The 19,947-nt window shown below is 69.5% G+C and carries 17 protein-coding genes and 1 pseudogene; 12 read left to right on the top strand and 6 right to left on the bottom strand.

All coding sequences use genetic code 11. From position 1 onward, the window contains the following. The first annotated feature begins 61 nt into the window (after positions 1-61). Positions 62-3,235: an efflux RND transporter permease subunit gene (locus tag ACZ4QV_RS25040; protein WP_361589548.1), complete on the top strand. Its 3,174-nt coding sequence runs from the start codon at positions 62-64 to the stop codon at positions 3,233-3,235. A gap of 62 nt (positions 3,236-3,297) precedes the next feature. On the opposite strand, the gene ACZ4QV_RS25035 is transcribed toward ACZ4QV_RS25040, so the two are convergent. Continuing rightward, on the bottom strand, positions 3,298-3,444 hold the full coding sequence (locus ACZ4QV_RS25035) for a DUF397 domain-containing protein (protein WP_361638946.1): 147 nt from the start codon (positions 3,442-3,444) through the stop codon (positions 3,298-3,300). On the opposite strand from ACZ4QV_RS25035, the pseudogene ACZ4QV_RS25030 reads away from it, so the two are divergent. Beyond that, a pseudogene (locus tag ACZ4QV_RS25030) lies at positions 3,390-3,641 on the top strand (Uma2 family endonuclease); the annotation flags it as partial. The gene ACZ4QV_RS25035 and the pseudogene ACZ4QV_RS25030 overlap by 55 nt on opposite strands. A gap of 60 nt (positions 3,642-3,701) precedes the next feature. Here the strand turns inward: ACZ4QV_RS25030 and nadA are convergent. Then, the gene (gene nadA / locus ACZ4QV_RS25025; protein WP_361638943.1) at positions 3,702-4,889 is read right to left on the bottom strand and encodes a quinolinate synthase NadA; all 1,188 of its coding nucleotides are present in this window, start codon (positions 4,887-4,889) and stop codon (positions 3,702-3,704) included. 293 nt (positions 4,890-5,182) lie between these two features. Here nadA and ACZ4QV_RS25020 point away from each other — a divergent pair, with 293 nt between their 5' ends. After that, positions 5,183-5,536 carry a HesB/IscA family protein gene (locus ACZ4QV_RS25020; protein ID WP_031004115.1) on the top strand — a complete coding sequence of 118 codons (354 nt, stop codon included), beginning with the start codon at positions 5,183-5,185 and terminating at the stop codon, positions 5,534-5,536. Between the two features lie 114 nt (positions 5,537-5,650). On the opposite strand, the gene ACZ4QV_RS25015 is transcribed toward ACZ4QV_RS25020, so the two are convergent. Together ACZ4QV_RS25015 and ACZ4QV_RS25010 are read right to left on the bottom strand one after the other, a co-directional pair. Beyond that, a complete protein-coding gene (locus ACZ4QV_RS25015) occupies positions 5,651-7,195 on the bottom strand; it encodes a hypothetical protein (RefSeq protein WP_467763427.1) in 1,545 nt (514 codons plus the stop codon). Between the two features lie 122 nt (positions 7,196-7,317). Further along, positions 7,318-7,539: a hypothetical protein gene (locus ACZ4QV_RS25010; protein WP_361143076.1), complete on the bottom strand. Its 222-nt coding sequence runs from the start codon at positions 7,537-7,539 to the stop codon at positions 7,318-7,320. Between the two features lie 141 nt (positions 7,540-7,680). Here ACZ4QV_RS25010 and ACZ4QV_RS25005 point away from each other — a divergent pair, with 141 nt between their 5' ends. Continuing rightward, positions 7,681-8,655, top strand: coding sequence for a carbohydrate kinase family protein (locus ACZ4QV_RS25005; RefSeq protein WP_467763426.1), 975 nt, complete (start codon positions 7,681-7,683; stop codon positions 8,653-8,655). A gap of 104 nt (positions 8,656-8,759) precedes the next feature. Here ACZ4QV_RS25005 and ACZ4QV_RS25000 read toward each other — a convergent pair whose 3' ends face one another. Continuing rightward, positions 8,760-10,163, bottom strand: a complete 1,404-nt coding sequence (locus tag ACZ4QV_RS25000) for an aminotransferase class V-fold PLP-dependent enzyme (protein ID WP_467763425.1) — start codon at positions 10,161-10,163, stop codon at positions 8,760-8,762. Positions 10,164-10,442: 279 nt separating this feature from the next. Between ACZ4QV_RS25000 and ctaC the strand changes: the two genes are divergently transcribed. The 4 genes from ctaC to ACZ4QV_RS24980 all read left to right on the top strand — a co-directional run bounded on the left by ctaC (position 10,443) and on the right by ACZ4QV_RS24980 (position 14,912). Then, entirely contained in the window at positions 10,443-11,405 is a 963-nt protein-coding gene (ctaC, locus tag ACZ4QV_RS24995; protein WP_361143067.1) for an aa3-type cytochrome oxidase subunit II, read from the top strand. Further along, positions 11,402-13,132: an aa3-type cytochrome oxidase subunit I gene (ctaD, locus tag ACZ4QV_RS24990; RefSeq protein ID WP_125047521.1), complete on the top strand. Its 1,731-nt coding sequence runs from the start codon at positions 11,402-11,404 to the stop codon at positions 13,130-13,132. Before ctaC ends, ctaD begins: the two co-directional genes overlap by 4 nt. Then, on the top strand, positions 13,129-13,527 hold the full coding sequence (locus tag ACZ4QV_RS24985; protein ID WP_030593216.1) for a cytochrome c oxidase subunit 4: 399 nt from the start codon (positions 13,129-13,131) through the stop codon (positions 13,525-13,527). The genes ctaD and ACZ4QV_RS24985 overlap by 4 nt, the downstream gene beginning before the upstream one ends. A gap of 110 nt (positions 13,528-13,637) precedes the next feature. Next, entirely contained in the window at positions 13,638-14,912 is a 1,275-nt protein-coding gene (locus ACZ4QV_RS24980) for a L,D-transpeptidase (protein ID WP_361143061.1), read from the top strand. A 31-nt stretch (positions 14,913-14,943) separates the two neighbouring features. Here ACZ4QV_RS24980 and ACZ4QV_RS24975 read toward each other — a convergent pair whose 3' ends face one another. After that, complete coding sequence (locus ACZ4QV_RS24975; protein WP_031004098.1) at positions 14,944-15,345, bottom strand: hypothetical protein; 402 nt, start codon at positions 15,343-15,345, stop codon at positions 14,944-14,946. Between the two features lie 298 nt (positions 15,346-15,643). Between ACZ4QV_RS24975 and ctaE the strand changes: the two genes are divergently transcribed. The 4 genes from ctaE (at position 15,644) to qcrB (ending at position 19,848) form a co-directional block, all read left to right on the top strand. Continuing rightward, positions 15,644-16,264: an aa3-type cytochrome oxidase subunit III gene (gene ctaE, locus ACZ4QV_RS24970; RefSeq protein ID WP_030020850.1), complete on the top strand. Its 621-nt coding sequence runs from the start codon at positions 15,644-15,646 to the stop codon at positions 16,262-16,264. Between the two features lie 79 nt (positions 16,265-16,343). Then, positions 16,344-17,153, top strand: coding sequence for a cytochrome bc1 complex diheme cytochrome c subunit (gene qcrC, locus ACZ4QV_RS24965; protein WP_030020851.1), 810 nt, complete (start codon positions 16,344-16,346; stop codon positions 17,151-17,153). Next, positions 17,150-18,214: a cytochrome bc1 complex Rieske iron-sulfur subunit gene (gene qcrA, locus ACZ4QV_RS24960; protein ID WP_238783199.1), complete on the top strand. Its 1,065-nt coding sequence runs from the start codon at positions 17,150-17,152 to the stop codon at positions 18,212-18,214. Before qcrC ends, qcrA begins: the two co-directional genes overlap by 4 nt. Next, the gene (gene qcrB, locus ACZ4QV_RS24955; RefSeq protein ID WP_361143056.1) at positions 18,211-19,848 is read left to right on the top strand and encodes a cytochrome bc1 complex cytochrome b subunit; all 1,638 of its coding nucleotides are present in this window, start codon (positions 18,211-18,213) and stop codon (positions 19,846-19,848) included. Before qcrA ends, qcrB begins: the two co-directional genes overlap by 4 nt. Positions 19,849-19,947 lie beyond the last annotated feature (99 nt).

Here is a 19,947-nt window from a genome sequence, read left to right as displayed (position 1 = left end):
AGTCGGGCCCGTGGTGCCCGCCCGCCGGAACGCCGTACAGAACAGAAGAGAGACCCCACCCATGTCCTGGCTGTCCCGCCTCAGCCTCGTACAACGGGGCCTGGTAGCGCTGATGTCGATCGTCGCGATCGCCTTCGGCGCCATCGCGATCCCCCAGCTCAAACAGCAGCTCCTGCCCACCATCGAACTGCCCATGGTGTCCGTGCTGGCGCCCTACCAGGGTGCCTCGCCCGACGTCGTCGAGAAGCAGGTGATCGAACCGCTGGAGGACGGAATCCAGGCGGTCGACGGCATCAAGGGCGTCACCTCGACGGCGAGCGAGGGCTCGGCCGTCATCATGGCCCAGTTCGACTACGGCAACGACTCCAAGCGGCTGGTCGCCGACGTGCAGCAGGCCGTCAACCGGTCCAGGGCCAAGCTGCCGAAGGACGTGGACCCGCAGGTCGTGGCCGGTTCGACGGACGACATCCCGGCCGTCGTGCTCGCCGTGTCCGGCGGCAAGGGCGACCAGGCGCTGGCCGACCGGCTCGACCGCAGCGTGGTGCCCGGCCTGAAGAACATCGACGGCGTCGGCCAGGTCACCGTGGACGGCGTCCGGGACCGCGTCGTCGCCGTCACGCCCGACGACGCCAAGCTCGCGCAGGCCGGGACGACGGCCGCGGCGCTGGGCCAGGCCCTGGAGGCGGGCGGCGCGTCCGTGCCCGCCGGTTCGTTCGCCGAGAAGGGCCGCAGCAACACCGTCCAGGTCGGCTCCGGCTTCACCTCCGTGCAGCAGATCCGCGACCTGCCCCTCACCCCGGCGGCGGGCCCCGGCGGGTCCGGCGGCACGGGCGGCTCCGGGGGCGCCGCGGCGGGCAAGCCGGTACGCCTCGGAGACGTGGCCACCGTCAAGGAAGAGGCGGCCACCCCCACCTCCCTGACCCGCACCAACGGCAAGCCCAGCCTGGCCGTCATGGTGACCATGGGCCAGGACGGCAGCGCCGTCGACATCTCCGAGGCCGTCCGGGACAAGCTGCCGGAGATCCGTACGGCGCTCGGCAAGGGCACCGAGGTCACGGTCGTCTCCGACCAGGGCCCGGCGGTCTCCAAGTCCATCGAGTCGCTGACCACCGAAGGACTGCTCGGCCTGGTCATGGCCGTGATCGTGATCCTGGTCTTCCTGCTCAGCCTGCGCTCGACGCTGGTCACCGCGGTCTCCATCCCGCTGTCCGTCGTCATCACGCTGATCGTGCTGTGGACCGGCGACCTGTCGCTGAACATGCTCACCCTCGGCGCGCTGACCATCGCCATCGGACGCGTCGTGGACGACTCGATCGTCGTCCTGGAGAACATCAAACGCCACCTCGGCTACGGCGAGGAACGCCGCGCGGCGATCCTGACCGCGGTCCGCGAGGTGTCCGGCGCGATCACCTCCTCCACCCTGACCACGGTGGCGGTCTTCCTGCCCATCGGCGTGGTCGGCGGCATGGTCGGCGCCCTGTTCGGGTCCTTCTCCATCACCGTCACGGTCGCCCTCCTCGCCTCCCTCCTCGTCTCCCTGACCGTCGTCCCGGTCCTCTCCTACTGGTTCCTGCGCGCCCCGGAGATACCCGAGGGCACCGACCCCGAGGAACTGCGCCGGGCCGCCGAGGCCAAGGAGAGCGGCAGCCCGCTCCAGCGTCTGTACGTGCCCGTACTGCGCTTCGCCACCCGCCGCCGGGTGACCAGCGTCGTCATCGCCGTCGTCGTCCTCCTCGGCACCTTCGGCATGGCCCCCCTCCTCAAGACCAACTTCTTCGACCAGGGCGACCAGGACACCCTCAGCGTCAAGCAGGAACTGAAGCCCGGTACGAGCCTGACGGCCGCCGACGCGCAGGCGAAGCGCGTCGAGAAGATCCTCGGCGGCCTCGACGAGGTCGAGGACTACCAGGTCACCGTCGGTTCCTCCGGCTTCATGGCCGCCTTCGGGGGCGGCAGCGGCGCCAACCAGGCCACGTATCAGCTGAAGCTGAAGGACGCGGCGGACTCCGGGAAGGTCACCGACAAGCTCCGCGCCGCACTCGACAAGCTCGGCAAGGACATCGGCGAGACGACCGTCTCGTCCGGCGGTGGCGGCTTCGGCAACCAGGACCTGAGCGTCGTGGTCAAGGCCGCCGACGCGGACGTGCTGAAGAAGGCGTCCGAGCAGGTACGGGCCGCCGTCGCCGGGCTCGACCACGTCACCGACGTGCAGAGCGACCTCGCGCAGAGCGTGCCCCGCATCTCCGTCCAGGCCAACGAGAAGGCGGCGGCCGCCGGTTACAGCCAGGCCGCCCTCGGCCAGGTCGTCGCCCAGGCGGTACGTGGCACCACCAGCGGCAAGGCGATGATCGGCGACACCGAGCGGGACGTGGTCGTCAAGTCCGCCCACCCGGTCACCTCCGAGGCGGCGCTGCGCGCCCTCCCCGTCCCGACCCCGGCCGGCCCGGCCCAGCTCGGCGACCTCGCCACGATCCGTACGGTCGCGGGGCCCGTCCAGAGCACCCGCATCGACGGCGCCCGGTCCGCCACCGTCACCGCCAAGCCGACCGGCGACAACACCGGCGCGGTCACCGCCCAGCTCCAGTCCAAGATCAAGGACCTGAAGCTGCCGGAGGGCGCCACCGCCGAGATCGGCGGCGTCTCCGCCGACCAGTCCGACGCGTTCTCCTCGCTCGGCCTGGCCATGCTCGCCGCCATCGCGATCGTCTTCATGCTGCTGGTCGGCACCTTCCGGTCCCTCGTCCAGCCGCTGATCCTGCTCATCTCGATCCCCTTCGCGGCGACCGGCGCGATCGGCCTGCTGGTCGCGACGGGCACCCCGATGGGCGTCCCGGCGATGATCGGCATGCTGATGCTCATCGGCATCGTCGTCACCAACGCGATCGTGCTGATCGACTTGATCAACCAGTACCGGTCGCAGGGTTACGGCGTGGTGGAAGCCGTCATCGAGGGCGGCCGCCACCGCCTCCGCCCGATCCTGATGACGGCCCTCGCCACGATCATGGCCCTGCTCCCGATGGCCCTCTCCATCACCGGCGACGGCGGCTTCATCTCCCAGCCGCTGGCCGTGGTCGTCATCGGCGGCCTGATCACGTCGACGCTGCTGACGCTGCTGCTCGTACCGACGCTGTACGCGATGATCGAACTCCGCAAGGAACGGCGCGCGGCCAAACGGGCGGCGAAGCGGAGCGAGTCCACGGAGGAAACCCGGACGCCGGAGGCGGCGGGGGTCTGACCCTTCCGCCGCACACGGCTCAGCCCGTCCCAGGAGGTCTCGGGGACGGGCTGAGCTGCGCGTCAGGCCGACTTGAGCGCTGCGATGAACGCGGTCCAGGCGGTGGTCGGGAAGGTGAGTATGGGGCCGTGGGGCTGTCGCGTACGCGCCCGAAGACGTTGACCTGGTCGTCGAAGTCGTCTCGGAGGAATCCGCGGACGACAGGTCACTGAAGCCCTTCAAGTACGCACAGGCCAAGATCGCCCACTTCTGGCGCATCGAGGACGGGGGCGGAGTTCCCGCCGTGCACACCTACGAGCTCGACGGCATGACGGGCGCCTATGCGGCCACCGGCGTTCGCCGGGGCCGACTGAAGGTCTCCGTCCCGTTCCCCGTCGACATCGGCCTCGGCAGCCTCGTGCCCTGACCCCGGGTGCCGGGCGGCGCACAGCCGCACGTGGCCGTGGGGCTGCGCACCCAAGGCGCGCTACGGCAGCGCCAGCATCCGCTCCAACGCCAGCTTCGCGAAGCTCTCCGTTTCGCTGTCGACCTGGATGCGGTTGACGACCTTGCCCTCGGCCAGGGATTCCAGGGCCCAGACCAGGTGGGGGAGGTCGATGCGGTTCATGGTGGAGCAGAAGCAGACCGTCTTGTCGAGGAAGACGATCTCCTTGTCCTCGGCGGCGAAGCGGTTGGCCAGGCGGCGGACGAGGTTCAGTTCGGTGCCGATGGCCCACTTGGAGCCGGGCGGGGCGGCCTCCAGGGCCTTGATGATGTATTCCGTGGAGCCCACGTGGTCGGCGGCGGCGACGACCTCGTGCTTGCACTCGGGGTGGACGAGGACGTTGACGCCGGGTATGCGGGCGCGTACGTCCTCGACGGATTCGAGCGAGAACCGGCCGTGGACGGAGCAATGGCCCCGCCAGAGGATCATCTTGGCGGCGCGGAGCTCCTCGGCGGTGAGGCCGCCGTTCGGCTTGTGGGGGTTGTAGACGACGCAGTCGTCCAGGGACATGCCCATGTCGCGTACGGCGGTGTTGCGGCCCAGGTGCTGGTCGGGCAGGAACAGGACCTTCTCGCCCTGTTCGAAGGCCCAGTCCAGCGCGCGCTTGGCGTTGGAGGAGGTGCAGATGGTGCCGCCGTGCTTGCCGGTGAAGGCCTTGATGTCGGCGGAGGAGTTCATGTACGAGACCGGGACGACCTGCCCGGCCACGCCGGCCTCGGTGAGCACGTCCCAGCACTCCGCGACCTGCTCGGCCGTGGCCATGTCGGCCATGGAGCAGCCGGCGGCCAGGTCGGGCAGGACGACCTGCTGGTCGTCGGAGGTCAGGATGTCGGCGGACTCGGCCATGAAGTGGACGCCGCAGAAGACGATGTACTCGGCGTCGGGGCGGGCGGCCGCGTCGCGCGCCAGCTTGAAGGAGTCGCCGGTCACGTCCGCGAACTCGATGACCTCGTCGCGCTGGTAGTGGTGCCCGAGGACGAAGACCTTCTCGCCGAGCTTCGCCTTGGCGGCCCGGGCCCGCTCGACGAGACCGGGGTCGGACGGGGCCGGCAGGTCGCCGGGGCAGTCCACGCCGCGCTCGCTCTTGGGGTCGGCCTCGCGGCCGAGGAGGAGCAGCGCGAGCGGGGTCGGCTGGACGTCCAGGGGCTGGGCGGTGGTCACGACACGCACCCTCTCTTTTCGTCTGAGTACGGCCGACAGGGGCCGTACCGAGGGCCGGCGCGGGCACCGGAACCCTTTTCGTCTATTTGACGTTATCTATCATAACCGCTTCACGTCACTTTGACGATGGGCATCGCGTCGATGTGACGCATCCCCGCGCCCGGGCCGCCCGCGACGGATGCGCAGTGTGCGAGCATGAAAGACGAAAGAACGAGAACACGTCGCGCCAGCCGGAATGAATTCCGGGCCCCGTCGGTTGCAGCCGAGGGCAAGCGGTCCGTACCAACCCGGGAGAGATCTAGATGAGCGTTCAGGACGAGACCACCGTCAGCGACGGCATCATCCTGTCCGACGCGGCCGCGTCGAAGGTGAAGGCCCTGCTGGAGCAGGAAGGCCGCGACGACCTCGCGCTGCGGGTGGCTGTCCAGCCCGGCGGCTGCTCCGGACTGCGCTACCAGCTCTTCTTCGACGAGCGGTCGCTGGACGGCGATGTCGTCAAGGACTTCGACGGCGTCAAGGTCGTCACCGACCGGATGAGCGCCCCGTACCTGGGCGGCGCCTCCATCGACTTCGTCGACACCATCGAGAAGCAGGGCTTCACGATCGACAACCCGAACGCCACGGGCTCCTGCGCCTGCGGCGACTCCTTCAGCTGATCCGTCGGTGACGCCGGCGGAGCCGGTGCAGGACGGACGGCAGGACGTACGACGGCGGCGCCCCCTTCGCAGGGGGCGCCGCCGTCGTCGTATCCGTGCCCGGCGTGCCTACGGCTACTTCGCCGGCACCTCCTTGCCCGTCGACGCGTCGATCACGTCCCGCCCGGCCAGCGGCTGCTCCAGCGGCACCGTCCGCGTGAACTGCTTCGCCATCTTCACGCAGATCTGGTTCGGCTTCTTCTCCTTGCCGATGACCTCGGCCTTGACGCTCTTGCCGGTCTGCTCGGCGGTCGCCGAGTACGTGCTGCACACGCCGCCCCAGAAGTGCAGCTTCAGCGACTTGCCGTCCGCGCTGACCTCGTACGACTCCAGGCCCATCGCCCCGGCCCTGCCCGACGGCCCCGACGGCCGGCCGCTGCCGGGCGGCTGGGCGGGGTCGGACGGGGCGCCGCCGTCACCGTTCTTGACGTACTTCGGGTCGACGGCGGGGTGCGTGACCGTACCGCCGCCGGTCCGCTGGACCTTGTAGAGCCACGAGGGGACCAGCGCCTGACGGCCGTTGACGTACTGGGCCGAGAGGCCGAAGACCGCGCCGGTCACGTCGGCGGGCTTGCGCGCGGCGGCGTTGTCCGCGCACGGCTCGACGTTCGCGGCGTCGGTGCCCTGCTTCTTCTGCGGCTCGGCCGTCGCGCACCCGCCGGAGCCGGAGTTCGCGCCGCGGTGCGCGGCGTTGAGCCGCTCCAGCGTGTTCCCGGCGCTCTGCACCGGGTACGTGTCGCCCTTGACCGGCCGGGCCAACTGGCCGCTGCCGCCGACGACCTGGCCGTCCGAGCCGACCCGGATCTCGCTCTGCCAGCCGTACGTGGGCAGCCCGCCGATCACCGGGTTGGCGCTGACGGTCCGTACCGCGCCGGACAGGCCGCTCGCGTCCAGCTCGGCGTCCTTCTGGCCGAGCGCCTCCAGCACCGGCTGCGCCGCCTGCTTCGCCTTCTCCGGGGAGACGGCGTCCTTCGTGCCGCTGTCGTTCTGGGCGGAGGTGTCGCCGCCCGGGCAGCCGGGCCCGCTCGCCTGCGAGCCGCTGCCGCCGCCCTTCGGCGCGGTCTCCGCGCAGCCGGTCCCGCCGGGCGTGCCGTACTGCGAGTACGTCCACGCGCCCGAACCGCCCTTGGCCACCTCCAGCACGGGGCTGCGCGCGTCCCGCGTCAGGCCGCCCACCTTCCAGGAGTCGCCGTCCGAACGCACCTTGCCGGGCAGGTCCAGGGCCTTCGCCAGCCGGGCCACGGCTTCCTGGGAGACCTCGCCGCGCGGCTGGTAGACCGGCGCCGAGGAGGGGCCCTCGGGCAGTTTGGCCGCGGCCCGGTAACCCGCGCCCTGCGGGTCGGGCTCGCCGGGCGCGATTCCGCTGCGCGAGCCCGTCTCCTGCGCGTGACCGTCCAGGGCGAGCGGCGGCGGGCCGCCTTCCGGACGCGCGCCGGTACCGCTCTCCCCGCCACCGGAGGTGCTGGAGGCCCAGTAGGCCGCGCCGCCGCCGGCCAGCAGCACCGCCGCGGCCACCGAGGCCGCGATCAGCGGGCTGCGCCGGCGCCGGGCGGTCGTCTCCGGGCTGTGGTCGCTGGAATTCTCCCCGCCGGCCGCGGGGGGAGTGTCCTCGGTGCTCACCGCATCGCTCCTTCGGCTCCGCTGAACAACTGACGCGTCCTCCTCCGTGGGGAGGACGCGGGTTGGACGGAGCCGGTGCGTCCGCGGTTCCCCGGGCCCGGCGGCCGGGCCCGGGAGGGCGCTCAGTCCCCGTACTCGGACATGCCCCTGACCAGGGCCGCGGAGGAGGCGGGCACGCTGATCCCGTGCAGTTCGCGGGCGGGCGGCGCCGGTACCTGGCGGCCGCTGCGCCAGTGCGGTGCCATCCGCGCGCAGTCGCCCAGCAGCTGAGCCATGGATTCCGGTTCGAGCGTGGGACGAACTGCGGACGAATGCGGTGTGACGCCCTTCACATACTTGGTCATACACGCACCGTATGCATCCCGCATCGCGCGAAGAAAGCCCTACTATTGGGTAGTTTCTGCTGGTGGGCCGAGATCAGGACAGCCGGTACCGTTGACCAACGTCCGCCTCGTCCTTCCGCCTCCCGCAGGAGCAGACCCGTCGTGCGTATCGCAGTCACCGGCTCCATCGCCACCGACCACCTGATGACCTTCCCCGGCCGTTTCGCCGATCAGCTGGTCGCCGACCAGCTGCACACGATCTCCCTCTCCTTCCTGGTCGACGAACTCGACGTCCGGCGCGGGGGCGTGGGCCCCAACATCTGCTACGGCATGGGCCAGCTCGGCACCGCGCCGATCCTGGTCGGCGCCGCCGGCAACGACTTCGAGGAGTACCGGGCCTGGCTCGACCGGCACGGTGTGGACACCCGCTCGGTCCGCATCTCCGAGGTCAAGCACACCGCCCGCTTCGTGTGCACCACCGACGCCGACCACAACCAGATCGGCTCCTTCTACACCGGCGCGATGAGCGAGGCGCGGCTGATCGAGCTGCACGCCGTCGCCGAGCGCGTCGGCGGCCTCGACCTCGTCCTGATCGGCGCGGACGACCCGGAGGCCATGGTCCGTCACACCGAGGAGTGCCGTACCCGCGGCATCCCCTTCGCGGCCGACTTCTCCCAGCAGATCGCCCGGATGGACGGCGACGGCATCCGCACCCTCATGGACGGTGCCGCCTACCTGTTCAACAACGCGTACGAGGCGAGCCTCATCGAGTCCAAGACGGGTTGGACCGCCGAGGAGATCCTGGCCAAGGTCGGCACCCGGGTGACGACGCTGGGCGCCGACGGCGTCCGCATCGAGCGGGCCGGCGAGCCGGACATCGTCGTCGGCACCGCCGAGGAGAAGGCCAAGGCCGACCCGACCGGCGTGGGCGACGCGTTCCGCGCCGGCTTCCTGTCCGGTCTCTCCTGGGGCGTCGGCCTGGAGCGGGCCGCGCAGGTCGGCTGCATGCTGGCGACGCTGGTCATCGAGACCGTCGGCACCCAGGAGTACGAGCTGCACCGCAGCCACTTCATGGACCGCTTCACCAAGGCGTACGGACACGACGCGGCCGCCGACATCCGGGGCAACCTGGCCTGACCGGGCTGCCGTGCGGGGTGGTGGGTCGATCAGGCCCGCCGCCCCGGTTGCGTCCCGTGCCCGGCCCGGCTCCGTCCCGGCCCCGGGTTTCGGCCCGGCTCCGGTCACACGAGGCGCCGCACCACGTACGCGGTGCCCCGCCCGGCCGCCCGCTCGCCCACGTACTCCTGCCCCCGCATCCCGCACCACGCGGGAATGTCCAGCCGCGCCGCCTCGTCGTCCGCCAGGACGGTCAGCGTGGCGCCCACCGGCACGTCGCCGATCATCTTCGCCAGCTCGATGACGGGCACCGGGCAGCGCTTGCCGAGGGCGTCCACGACATGTTCCGCGGCTTCGTCTTCGGCGGCGGGGGAGAGGTCGGCTTCCGGCCGCGCGGCCGCCGGGGCGCCCAGCTTCTCCCGTACGGAGCGGACCGCCTCCGGCAGGACCTCCAGGAAGCGGTCCACGTCGGCCCCGGCGGTGCCCGCGGGCAGCGACACCCGGATGTTGCCCTCCGACAGCACGCCCATCGCCCGCAGCACATGGCTCGGCGTCAGGGTGCTGGACGTGCAGGACGAGCCGGACGAGACGGAGAAGCCCGCCCGGTCCAGCGCGTGCAGCAGGGTCTCCCCGTCGACATAGAGACACGAGAAGGTGACCAGGTGGGGGAGCCGGCGCACGGGGTCGCCGACGACCTCGGTGTCCGGCACCGCTTCGGCCACCCGCGCGCGGACACGGTCCACCAGCTCCCGCAGCCGTACCGCCTCGGCCGCCGCCTCCGCCCGCACGGCGCGCAGCGACGCCGCCGCCGCGACCACCGCGGGCAGGTTCCCGAAGCCCGGCACCCGGCCGGACTCCCGCTCGTCCTGGGGGCCCTGCGGCGCGAACCGGGTGCCCTTGCGGACGGCCAGCAGCCCCACGCCCGGCGGGCCGCCCCACTTGTGCGCGCTGGCCGTCAGCAGCGACCAGGCGCCGCCGACCGGCCCCCAGGGAAGCGACTGGGCGGCGTCCACCAGCAGCGGTACGCCCGCCTCCCGGCAGGCCGCGGCGGTCTCCTCCACCGGCTGCTCGGTGCCCACCTCGTGGTTCGCGGACTGCAGGGCCGCCAGCGCGGTGTCCGGGCGCAGCGCGGCGGCGAGGTCCCCGGCGGCCACCCGGCCCGTACGGTCCACGCCGACCTCGGTCACCGTGCCGCCCGCCGCCTCGTGGGCCGCGGCGGCGTGCAGCACGGAGGAGTGCTCCACCGCGGAGTGGACCAGATGGCGGCCGACACGCCGACGCGCGGCGAGCGTGCCGGACATGGCCGAATGCACCGCCTGCGTCCCCGATGGAGTGAAAACGAGCTCGTCGGGGCGGCAGCCGACGGCCTCCGCCGCGGCCTCCCGCGCGGCGTCCAGCAGGAGCCGGGCGCGGCGGCCCTCCCGGTAGGGGCGCGCCGGATCGGCCCAGCCCTCGTCGAGGGAGGCGAGCAGGGCTTCCCGGGCGACCGGGTGCAGCGGAACGGCCGAGGCGGCATCGAAGTAGGACACGCCACAGACGCTAGCGCGTCGTACGCGTGTCCGGGCGTGGCGTCAGATGGCTGCCGGAGCCCGGCATTCCGGGGCTCCGGGGGCTTCCCCCGGATGCCGCAGCCACCCCTTCGGGGAGCGGTGCGGCGCGTTGGGCACCCTCCCCGCGCGACCCCAAATAGCGTCCAGTAGGGTTTGGTCCGCATAAACATCCAAACCCCTGCCCGTGCCAGGGCCGGCGACCGACCAGCGAGACGGCCGCAGCCGGTCTCGCGGGCGAGACTCTCGGGAAGGCGCTACGTGAGTCCCAACGGCTCCGACCGCTCGTCGCGGCGCCCGATGCGGCGGAAGCTGCCGCAGGTGCTGGCTGCGGGACTGGTCCTGGCAACCGCGACCGGTTGCACATACAAGGACTTTCCCAACCTCGGCATGCCCAATCCGGCTACTGAAGAGGCGCCGCGGATCCTCTCCCTTTGGCAGGGCTCCTGGGCCGCCGCCCTCGCAGTGGGCGTGCTGGTGTGGGGCCTGATCATCTGGAGCTGGATCTTCCACCGCCGCAGCCGGACCAAGGTGGAGGTCCCCGCACAGACGCGGTACAACATGCCCATCGAGGCGTTGTACACCATCGTTCCGTTCATCATCATCGCGGTGCTCTTCTACTTCACCGCGCGCGATGAGAGCGAACTCCTCAAGACTTCGAAGAAGCCCGACCACGTCATCAACGTGGTGGGCTATCAGTGGAGCTGGGCGTTCAACTACCTGGAGAACGTGGACGGCAAGCCCGACACCACGAACATCAACTCCAAGGAACTCGACGCGATCCCGCGCAAGTGGAAGAAGAATGTCCCCGCCGGCGCCGACGGCGTGTACGACGAGGGCATTCCGGGAACGCGGAACCCGCAGACCGGCAACCCGGGTCCGACCCTGTGGCTGCCCAAGGGCGAGACGGTTCAGTTCGTCCTGACGTCGCGTGATGTCATCCACTCGTTCTGGGTGGTGCCGTTCCTGATGAAGCAGGACGTCATTCCCGGCCACACCAACGTCTTCGAGGTGACCCCCAACAAGGAGGGCACCTTCATGGGCAAGTGCGCCGAGCTCTGCGGCGTCGACCACTCCCGGATGCTCTTCAACGTCAAGGTCGTCTCCCCCGAGAAGTACCGGGAGCACCTGAAGGACCTGGCGAAGAAGGGCCAGACCGGTTACCTGCCGTCGGGCATCAAGCAGACGGATCACGCCAGGAACGCGGAGACCAACAACAAGTGAGCATCCTCAACGAACCTCAGGGTGCCGCCGCCGCAACGGCTCCGGCAGCACCACCCGCCCGAAAGAAGTCTCCCGGCTCCGTCGTGGTGAGCTGGCTGACGACCACTGACCACAAGACCATCGGTACGCTCTACCTGGTCACCTCGTTCGCGTTCTTCTGCATCGGCGGCCTGATGGCGCTGCTGATGCGCGCCGAGCTCGCTCGTCCCGGCACGCAGATCATGTCGAACGAGCAGTTCAACCAGGCGTTCACGATGCATGGCACGATCATGCTGCTGATGTTCGCGACGCCGCTGTTCTCCGGGTTCGCGAACTGGATCATGCCGCTGCAGATCGGCGCGCCCGACGTGGCGTTCCCGCGGCTGAACATGTTCGCGTACTGGCTGTACCTCTTCGGCTCGCTGATCGCGGTGGCCGGCTTCCTCACCCCGCAGGGTGCGGCGGACTTCGGCTGGTTCGCCTACTCGCCGCTGTCGGACGCGGTCCGCTCGCCGGGCGTCGGCGCCGACATGTGGATCATGGGTCTGGCCTTCTCCGGCTTCGGTACGATCCTCGGCTCGGTCAACTTCATCACCACGATCATCTGCATGCGCGCTCCCGGCATGACGATGTTCCGGATGCCGATCTTCACCTGGAACGTCCTGCTGACCGGTGTGCTGGTCCTGCTGGCCTTCCCGGTCCTGGCCGCCGCGCTGTTCGCCCTGGAGGCGGACCGTAAATTCGGGGCGCATGTATTCGATGCGGCCAATGGCGGCGCATTGCTGTGGCAGCACCTCTTCTGGTTCTTCGGCCACCCCGAGGTGTACATCATCGCGCTGCCGTTCTTCGGCATCATTTCCGAGGTCATTCCGGTCTTCTCCCGGAAGCCGATGTTCGGTTACATCGGTCTGATCGCGGCGACGATTTCGATCGCGGGTCTCTCGGTGACGGTGTGGGCGCACCACATGTACGTGACGGGCGGGGTACTCCTACCGTTCTTCTCGTTCATGACATTCCTCATCGCGGTACCGACCGGTGTGAAGTTCTTCAACTGGATCGGCACGATGTGGAAGGGCTCGCTGTCCTTCGAGACACCGATGCTGTGGGCGGTCGGCTTCCTGATCACCTTCACCTTCGGTGGTCTGACCGGCGTCATCCTGGCGTCGCCGCCGATGGACTTCCACGTCTCGGACTCGTACTTCGTCGTGGCGCACTTCCACTACGTCATCTTCGGCACGGTCGTCTTCGCGATGTTCGCCGGCTTCCACTTCTGGTGGCCGAAGTTCACCGGCAAGATGCTCGACGAGCGGCTCGGCAAGATCACGTTCTGGACGCTGTTCGTCGGCTTCCACGGCACCTTCCTCGTCCAGCACTGGCTGGGTGCCGAGGGCATGCCGCGGCGTTACGCGGACTACCTGAACGCGGACGGCTTCACCACGCTGAACACGATCTCGACGATCGCCTCGTTCCTGCTGGGCCTGTCGATGCTGCCGTTCATGTACAACGTCTGGAAGACGGCCAAGTACGGCAAGAAGGTCGAGGTCGACGACCCGTGGGGCTACGGCCGCTCGCTGGAGTGGGCGACCTCCTGCCCGCCGCCGCGGCACAACTTCCTCACGCTGCCGCGCATCCGCTCCGAATCCCCGGCGTTCGATCTGCACCACCCTGAGATCGCGGCGCTGGAAGCCGTCGAGAACGAGGGCCAGAAGGACACGGCGCTGTTCGGCGGCAAGGAGGTCGGCAAGTGAAGATCCAGGGCAAGATGTTCATCTGGCTCTCCGTCTTCGTCCTCGCCATGGCGATCGTCTATGGCGTCTGGTCGAAGGAGCCGGCGGGCACCACCGCGCTGTTCCTCGCCTTCGGCCTGTGCATCATGATCGGCTACTACCTGGCGTTCACCGCGCGCCGGGTGGACGCCGGAGCGCAGGACAACGACGAGGCCGAGGTCTCCGACGACGCCGGCGAGCTGGGCTTCTTCAGCCCGCACAGCTGGCAGCCGCTCTCCCTCGGCGTCGGCGGCGCGCTGGCCTTCCTGGGCGTCGTCTTCGGCTGGTGGCTGCTGTACTTCTCGGCCCCGGTCATCCTGATCGGCCTGTTCGGCTGGGTCTTCGAGTACTACCGCGGCGAGAACCGCACGCAGTAACGGCGGCTCCCGTACACCGGGCGGGCCCGGACACCTCTCCAGGTGTCCGGGCCCGCCCGTTTGCAGTCCTCCAGCGCGCCGCGGCCGGGGGATTTTCCTACTTTGGGGTCATGAGCCACAGACCACGACACCGGACGGCGCTCGGCTGCGCCTTCCTGCTGGCGCCCCTGGCGGCAGGCGCCACCGCCTGCGGCGGTTCGTCGTCGGACCCGCTCTCGGCCGCACCGTACGACGCCGCCGGGCAGATCTCGGCCAACGCGCCCGGAGACGGCCACAAGGCGGACCCGGACAAGCCGCTGGAGGTCTCCACCACCGGTGACGAGGCCCGGATCACGGACGTGACCGCCACCGACGCCTCCGGCCGCTACATCAGGGGCGAACTGGCCGCCGACGGCCGGCAGTGGCGCACCACCGTCCCGCTGGCCGCCGGCACCCGCTACACCGTGCGGGTGAGCACCGAGGACGAGGACGGCGCGCCGGGCCGCAAGGTCCTCCAGATCGACACCGAGGACACCGGCGACCGGCTGAACGTCAAGCTCGGGCCCGACAACGGCACGTACGGGGTCGGCCAGCCCGTCACCGCGGCGCTCAGCAAGCCCGTCAAGGACCCCAAGGCCAGGGCGATCGTGGAAGGTGCCCTCAAGGTCCGCTCCACCCCGCGGGTGGAGGGCTCCTGGCACTGGGTCGACAGCAAGACGCTGCACTTCCGCCCGCGCGAGTACTGGCCCACGCACGCCGACATCGAGGTGCGCAGCAACCTGGAGGGCCTGAAGATCACCGGCGGGCTGTACGGGGGCGCCGCCAAGCCCGTGAAGCTGCGTACGGGGGACCGGGTGGAGGCCGTCACGGACGCCGCGGCGCACACCATGACGGTCACCCGCAACGGTGAGGAGATCAACACCATCCCCGTCACCACCGGCAAGCCCGGCTACTCCACCCGCAACGGCACCAAGGTCATCCTGGGCAAGGAGGGCTTCGTACGGATGCGGGGGGAGAGCATCGGCATCCCGTCGGGCAGCTCGGACTCCTACGACCTGCCGGTCTACTGGGCCACCCGGGTGACCTGGAGCGGCGAGTACGTGCACGCGGCGCCCTGGTCCGTGGGGTCGCAGGGCGCCGACAACGTCAGCCACGGCTGCACCGGCATGTCCACCGGCAACGCCAAGTGGTTCTTCGACACCGTGCGGGTCGGCGACATCGTCAAGGTCGTCAACAGCGGCGGCGAGACCATGACGCCCTTCGACAACGGTTTCGGCGACTGGAACATGCCGTGGAAGCAGTGGCGCGAGGGCAGCGCGCTGGACAAGAACAAGCCCAGCACCACAGGTGAGCAGGATCAGCGGCCGGGACCCGAGAATGCCGCCCGGCTGCGCCCGCAGGCCTGAAGGCCCCTCAGAAGGCCCCTCAGGAGGCCGCTCATGCCTCCGTGAGCAGCCTGCGGCGCAGCAGCCCGGCCAGGGCGTCCGTGAACTCCACGGGGTCCACAGGGTGCGTCACAGCGGCGTCCGCGCGGCTCCACGTCGCCAGCCAGGCGTCCTGCGGGCGGCCGATGAGCAGCAGCACCGGCGGGCAGCGGAAGATCTCGTCCTTGATCTGCCGGCAGACGCCCATACCGCCCGCGGGCGCCGTCTCGCCGTCCAGGACGCACGCGTCGATGCCGCCCTGCTCCAGGGCCGCCAGAACGGCGGGCAGGGTCGCGCACTCCACGATCTCCACCGGCGGCACGTCGGCGGCAGGCCGGCGGCCCGTCGCGAGCCGTACCTGTTCGCGGGTGTCGGCGTTGTCGCTGTAGACCAGCACCGTGGCAGTCGCCTGCATCGTTCCTCCACGCTTCTCGGCGGTACGGCTTCGGGCGGGGCTCCGCCCGGCCGCCGCCGGGAAGTGCCTCCAGCGCGGATGCTACTGCTCGTACGGCGGCGCGCAGGAGGGTTCGGCACGATCCACGATCTGACCGACGGCCCGTCAGGACTGGTCGGAGCGGGGGCACGGGGCCGTACGGCGGGTCCCGGGTCCTCCCTTCGGGCGACTGCCGGAGTGGGCCGTACGAGCAGGGCATACGCCCTTGACACACCGAACGGCACCCCCCGGAGTGAGGGCGGGATAAGCGACCGACATAATGTCGGTCGTGGCGACAGCAACGACAGTAGAAACCGGGCACGCGCACCCGTCGGTCAATCGGCCGAACCTCACCAGCGTCGGAACCATCATCTGGCTGAGTTCCGAGCTGATGTTCTTCGCGGCCCTCTTCGCGATGTACTTCACCCTTCGATCGGTGACCGGGACCGAGTATTGGAAGGAATCCGCCGATGCGCTGAATCTTCCGTTCTCCGCGACGAACACCACGATCCTGGTGCTCAGCTCACTGACCTGCCAGCTCGGCGTGTTCGCGGCCGAGCGCGGCGATGTCAAGAAGCTCCGTACCTGGTTCGTGATCACCTTCATCATGGGTGCGATCTTCATCGGCGGTCAGGTCTTCGAGTACACCGATCTGGTCAAGGAAGAGGGCCTCTCGCTCTCGTCCGGCCCGTACGGCTCGGTGTTCTACCTGACCACCGGCTTCCACGGACTGCACGTGACAGGCGGTCTCATCGCCTTCCTGCTGGTCCTGGGCAGGACGTACGCGGCCAAGAGGTTCACCCACGAACAGGCCACCGCGGCCATCGTCGTGTCCTACTACTGGCACTTCGTCGATGTCGTCTGGATCGGCCTCTTCGCCACGATCTACCTGATCCGCTGACCGGTCCCGCACCGCGACCGCGCATCAGACAGACATAGCCAAAGCATCGACGCAGAAGATCCTGACACCGGGGTAATCCGTGAAAAAGCTCTCCGCACGACGGCGCCATCCGCTGGCGGCGCTCGTCGTCCTACTCTTCGCGCTGGCGGTCACTGGGGGGCTGTACGCCGCGTTCGCGCCTGCGGACAAGGCTCAGGCCGATGACACCGCCCAGTCTCTTGCCATCAAGGAGGGCAAGAAGCTCTTCGCCGTCGGCTGCGCCAGCTGCCACGGCACCGGCGGTCAGGGCACCTCCGACGGCCCGAGCCTGGTCGGCGTGGGCGCCGCCGCCGTCGACTTCCAGGTCGGCACCGGCCGGATGCCGGCGCAGCAGCCCGGCGCCCAGGTGCCGCGGAAGAAGAACATCTACAGCCAGGCCGAGATCGACCAGCTCGCGGCGTACGTCGCGTCGCTGGGTGCCGGTCCCAGCGTGCCGGGCAAGGAGCAGTACAGCAAGGACGGCGCGGACATCGCCAAGGGCGGTGAGCTGTTCCGTACGAACTGCGCGCAGTGCCACAACTTCACCGGTAAGGGCGGCGCCCTGACCAACGGCAAGTTCGCACCGACGCTCGAAGGCGTGGACCCGAAGCACATCTACGAGGCCATGGAGACCGGCCCGCAGAACATGCCTTCCTTCGGTGACGGTTCGCTGTCCCCGCAGAACAAGAAGGACATCGTGTCCTACCTCGGCGCCGTCAACAGCGACGACACCCCCAGCCCCGGTGGTCTGGGCCTGGGCGGTCTCGGCCCGGTCAGTGAGGGCCTCTTCGGTTGGATCGCCGGCCTGGGCGCGCTGATCGCGGTCGCCATCTGGGTCGCAGCCCGGACTACGAAGGCCAAGAAGTCATGAGTGAGACTGGACGACACGAAGACGTGCCAGAAAAGAACCTCCCCGGTGAGCGGGACACGGCTCACGGCGGCGCGGTCGAGACGGCGGACAACCCGTTCGCCGACCCGGGGCTGCCGCCCCACGAGCACCGCATCCAGGACATCGACGAGCGGGCCGCCAAGCGCTCCGAGCGCGCGGTCGCCTTCCTCTTCACCCTGTCGATGCTCGCGACGGTCGGCTTCATCGCCGCCTACGTGATCTTCCCGGTCGACGAGATCACCTACATCTGGCCGTTCGGCCACGTCAGCGCGCTGAACTTCTGGCTCGGCCTGACGCTCGGTGTGGCGCTCTTCTGCATCGGCGCGGGCGCGGTCCACTGGGCCCGCACGCTGATGTCGGACGAGGAGGTCGCCGACGACCGGCACCCGATCGAGGCGGCCCCCGAGGTCAAGGCCAAGGTCATGGAGGACTTCCGCGCAGGCGCGAAGGAATCCGCGATCGGCCGCCGCAAGCTGGTCCGCAACACCATGTTCGGCGCGCTGGCCCTGGTGCCGCTCTCCGGAGTGGTGCTGCTGCGCGACCTCGGTCCGCTGCCGGAGAAGAAGCTCCGTACGACCGGCTGGAAGAAGGGCATCCGCCTGGTCAACCAGTCGACCAACCTCCCGCTGCGTCCCGAGGACATCGCGGTCGGCTCGCTGACCTTCGCCAAGCCCGAGGGCCTGGAGGAGGACGACCACGAGTTCAACCAGAAGATCGCCAAGGACGCCCTGATGCTCGTGCGGATCCAGCCGCAGAACATCAAGGACAAGCAGGAACTGGACTGGTCGCACGAGGGCATCGTCGCCTACTCGAAGATCTGCACCCACGTGGGCTGCCCGATCAGCCTCTACGAGCAGCAGACGCACCACGTGCTGTGCCCCTGCCACCAGTCGACCTTCGACCTGGCCGACGGTGGACGCGTCATCTTCGGCCCCGCCGGACACGCCCTGCCGCAGCTGCACATCACGGTCAAGGACGGCTTCCTCGAAGCCGTCAGCGACTTCGCGGAGCCCGTCGGCCCGAGCTTCTGGGAGCGCGGATGAGTAACGAGACGAGCGCGACCACCACGCGCCGCGGCCAGGCGCCGCGGGGCGAGCGGATCGCCGACTGGGCGGACGGCCGGCTGGGCATCTACAGCCTCGCCAAGTCCAACATGCGCAAGATCTTCCCGGACCACTGGTCCTTCATGCTGGGTGAGATCTGCCTCTACAGCTTCATCATCATCATCCTGACCGGCGTCTACCTGACGCTGTTCTTCCACCCGAGCATGGCCGAGGTGACCTACCACGGCTCGTACGTGCCCATGCACGGGATCCGGATGACGCAGGCGTTCGAGTCGACGCTGGACATCAGCTTCGACGTGCGCGGCGGTCTGCTCATCCGGCAGATCCACCACTGGGCGGCCCTGGTCTTCCTGGGCGCCATGATGGTGCACATGATGCGGGTGTTCTTCACCGGCGCCTTCCGCAAGCCGCGCGAGGTCAACTGGCTGTTCGGCTTCCTGCTGCTGGTGCTCGGCATGTTCACCGGCTTCACCGGCTACTCGCTGCCGGACGACCTGCTCTCCGGCACCGGCGTCCGGTTCATCGAGGGTGTCATCCTGGCGATGCCGCTGGTCGGCTCGTACCTGCAGATGTTCATCTTCGGCGGGGAGTTCCCGGGGCACGACATCATCCCGAGGTTCTTCACGGTGCACGTCCTGCTGCTGCCCGGCATCATGCTGGGTCTGCTGGTGGCGCACCTGATCCTGGTCTTCTACCACAAGCACACGCAGTTCCCGGGTGCCGGCAAGACCAACAAGAACGTCGTCGGCATGCCGCTGCTGCCGGTCTACATGGCCAAGGCCGGAGGCTTCTTCTTCCTGGTCTTCGGCGTGATCTCGGTGATCGCGGCGGTCGCCAGCATCAACCCGGTCTGGGCCATCGGCCCGTACCGGCCCGACCAGGTGTCCACCGGCGCCCAGCCCGACTGGTACATGGGCTTCGCCGAGGGTCTGGTCCGTGTGATGCCCGGCTGGGAGTGGGACATCTGGGGCCACACCATCAACTTCGGTGTGCTGATCCCGATCCTCATCTTCCCGCTGGTGCTGGTCGCGATCGCGGTCTACCCGTTCGTCGAGTCCTGGGTCACCGGCGACAAGCGCGAGCACCACATCCTGGACCGCCCGCGCAACGCCCCGACCCGTACCGGCTTCGGTGTGGCCTGGCTGACCGCCTACCTCATCATGCTGATCGGCGGCGGCAACGACCTGTGGGCCACCCACTTCCACCTGTCGCTGAACTCGCTGACCTGGTTCGTCCGGATCGGCTTCTTCGTCGGCCCGGTGGTGGCCTTCATCGTCACCAAGCGGATCTGCCTGGGTCTCCAGCGCCGGGACCGCGACAAGGTGCTGCACGGACGCGAGTCCGGCATCATCAAGCGGCTGCCGCACGGTGAGTTCATCGAGGTGCACGAGCCGCTCAACCAGGAGCAGCTGCACACGCTCACCCAGCACGACCAGCCCAAGCCGTTCGAGATCGGCCCGGAGGTCGACGAGAACGGTGTCGAGCGGAAGGTCAAGCGGACGACCAAGCTCCGCGCCAAGCTCTCCAAGAGCTACTACGGCGAGGACAACGTCATCCCGAAGCCGACCCCGGAGGAGTACAAGGAGATCACCAGCGGCCACGGCCACCACTGATCTCCGCCGTGTGACCCACGGCAGCACCCCCGCGTAAGCACGCCACCCAGAGGGCCCCGTCCGATCAGGGTCTCCCCTGCTCTTCAAGAGCTGGGGGAA

Source organism: Streptomyces sp. NPDC026394 (assembly GCF_055567735.1).
This window is presented reverse-complemented; position numbering and strand designations above follow the sequence as displayed.

Excerpts from the sequence above, each read along its gene's own strand:
- qcrA (WP_238783199.1), top strand. The coding sequence starts at position 17,150 with ATGAGTGAGACTGGACGACACGAAGACGTGCCAGAAAAGAACCTCCCC.
- ACZ4QV_RS25020 (WP_031004115.1), top strand. The coding sequence starts at position 5,183 with ATGAGCGTTCAGGACGAGACCACCGTCAGCGACGGCATCATCCTGTCC.
- ctaE (WP_030020850.1), top strand. The coding sequence starts at position 15,644 with ATGTCGGTCGTGGCGACAGCAACGACAGTAGAAACCGGGCACGCGCAC.
- ACZ4QV_RS25040 (WP_361589548.1), top strand. The coding sequence starts at position 62 with ATGTCCTGGCTGTCCCGCCTCAGCCTCGTACAACGGGGCCTGGTAGCG.
- ACZ4QV_RS25010 (WP_361143076.1), bottom strand. The coding sequence starts at position 7,539 with ATGACCAAGTATGTGAAGGGCGTCACACCGCATTCGTCCGCAGTTCGT.
- ACZ4QV_RS24975 (WP_031004098.1), bottom strand. The coding sequence starts at position 15,345 with ATGCAGGCGACTGCCACGGTGCTGGTCTACAGCGACAACGCCGACACC.
- qcrB (WP_361143056.1), top strand. The coding sequence starts at position 18,211 with ATGAGTAACGAGACGAGCGCGACCACCACGCGCCGCGGCCAGGCGCCG.
- ACZ4QV_RS24980 (WP_361143061.1), top strand. The coding sequence starts at position 13,638 with ATGAGCCACAGACCACGACACCGGACGGCGCTCGGCTGCGCCTTCCTG.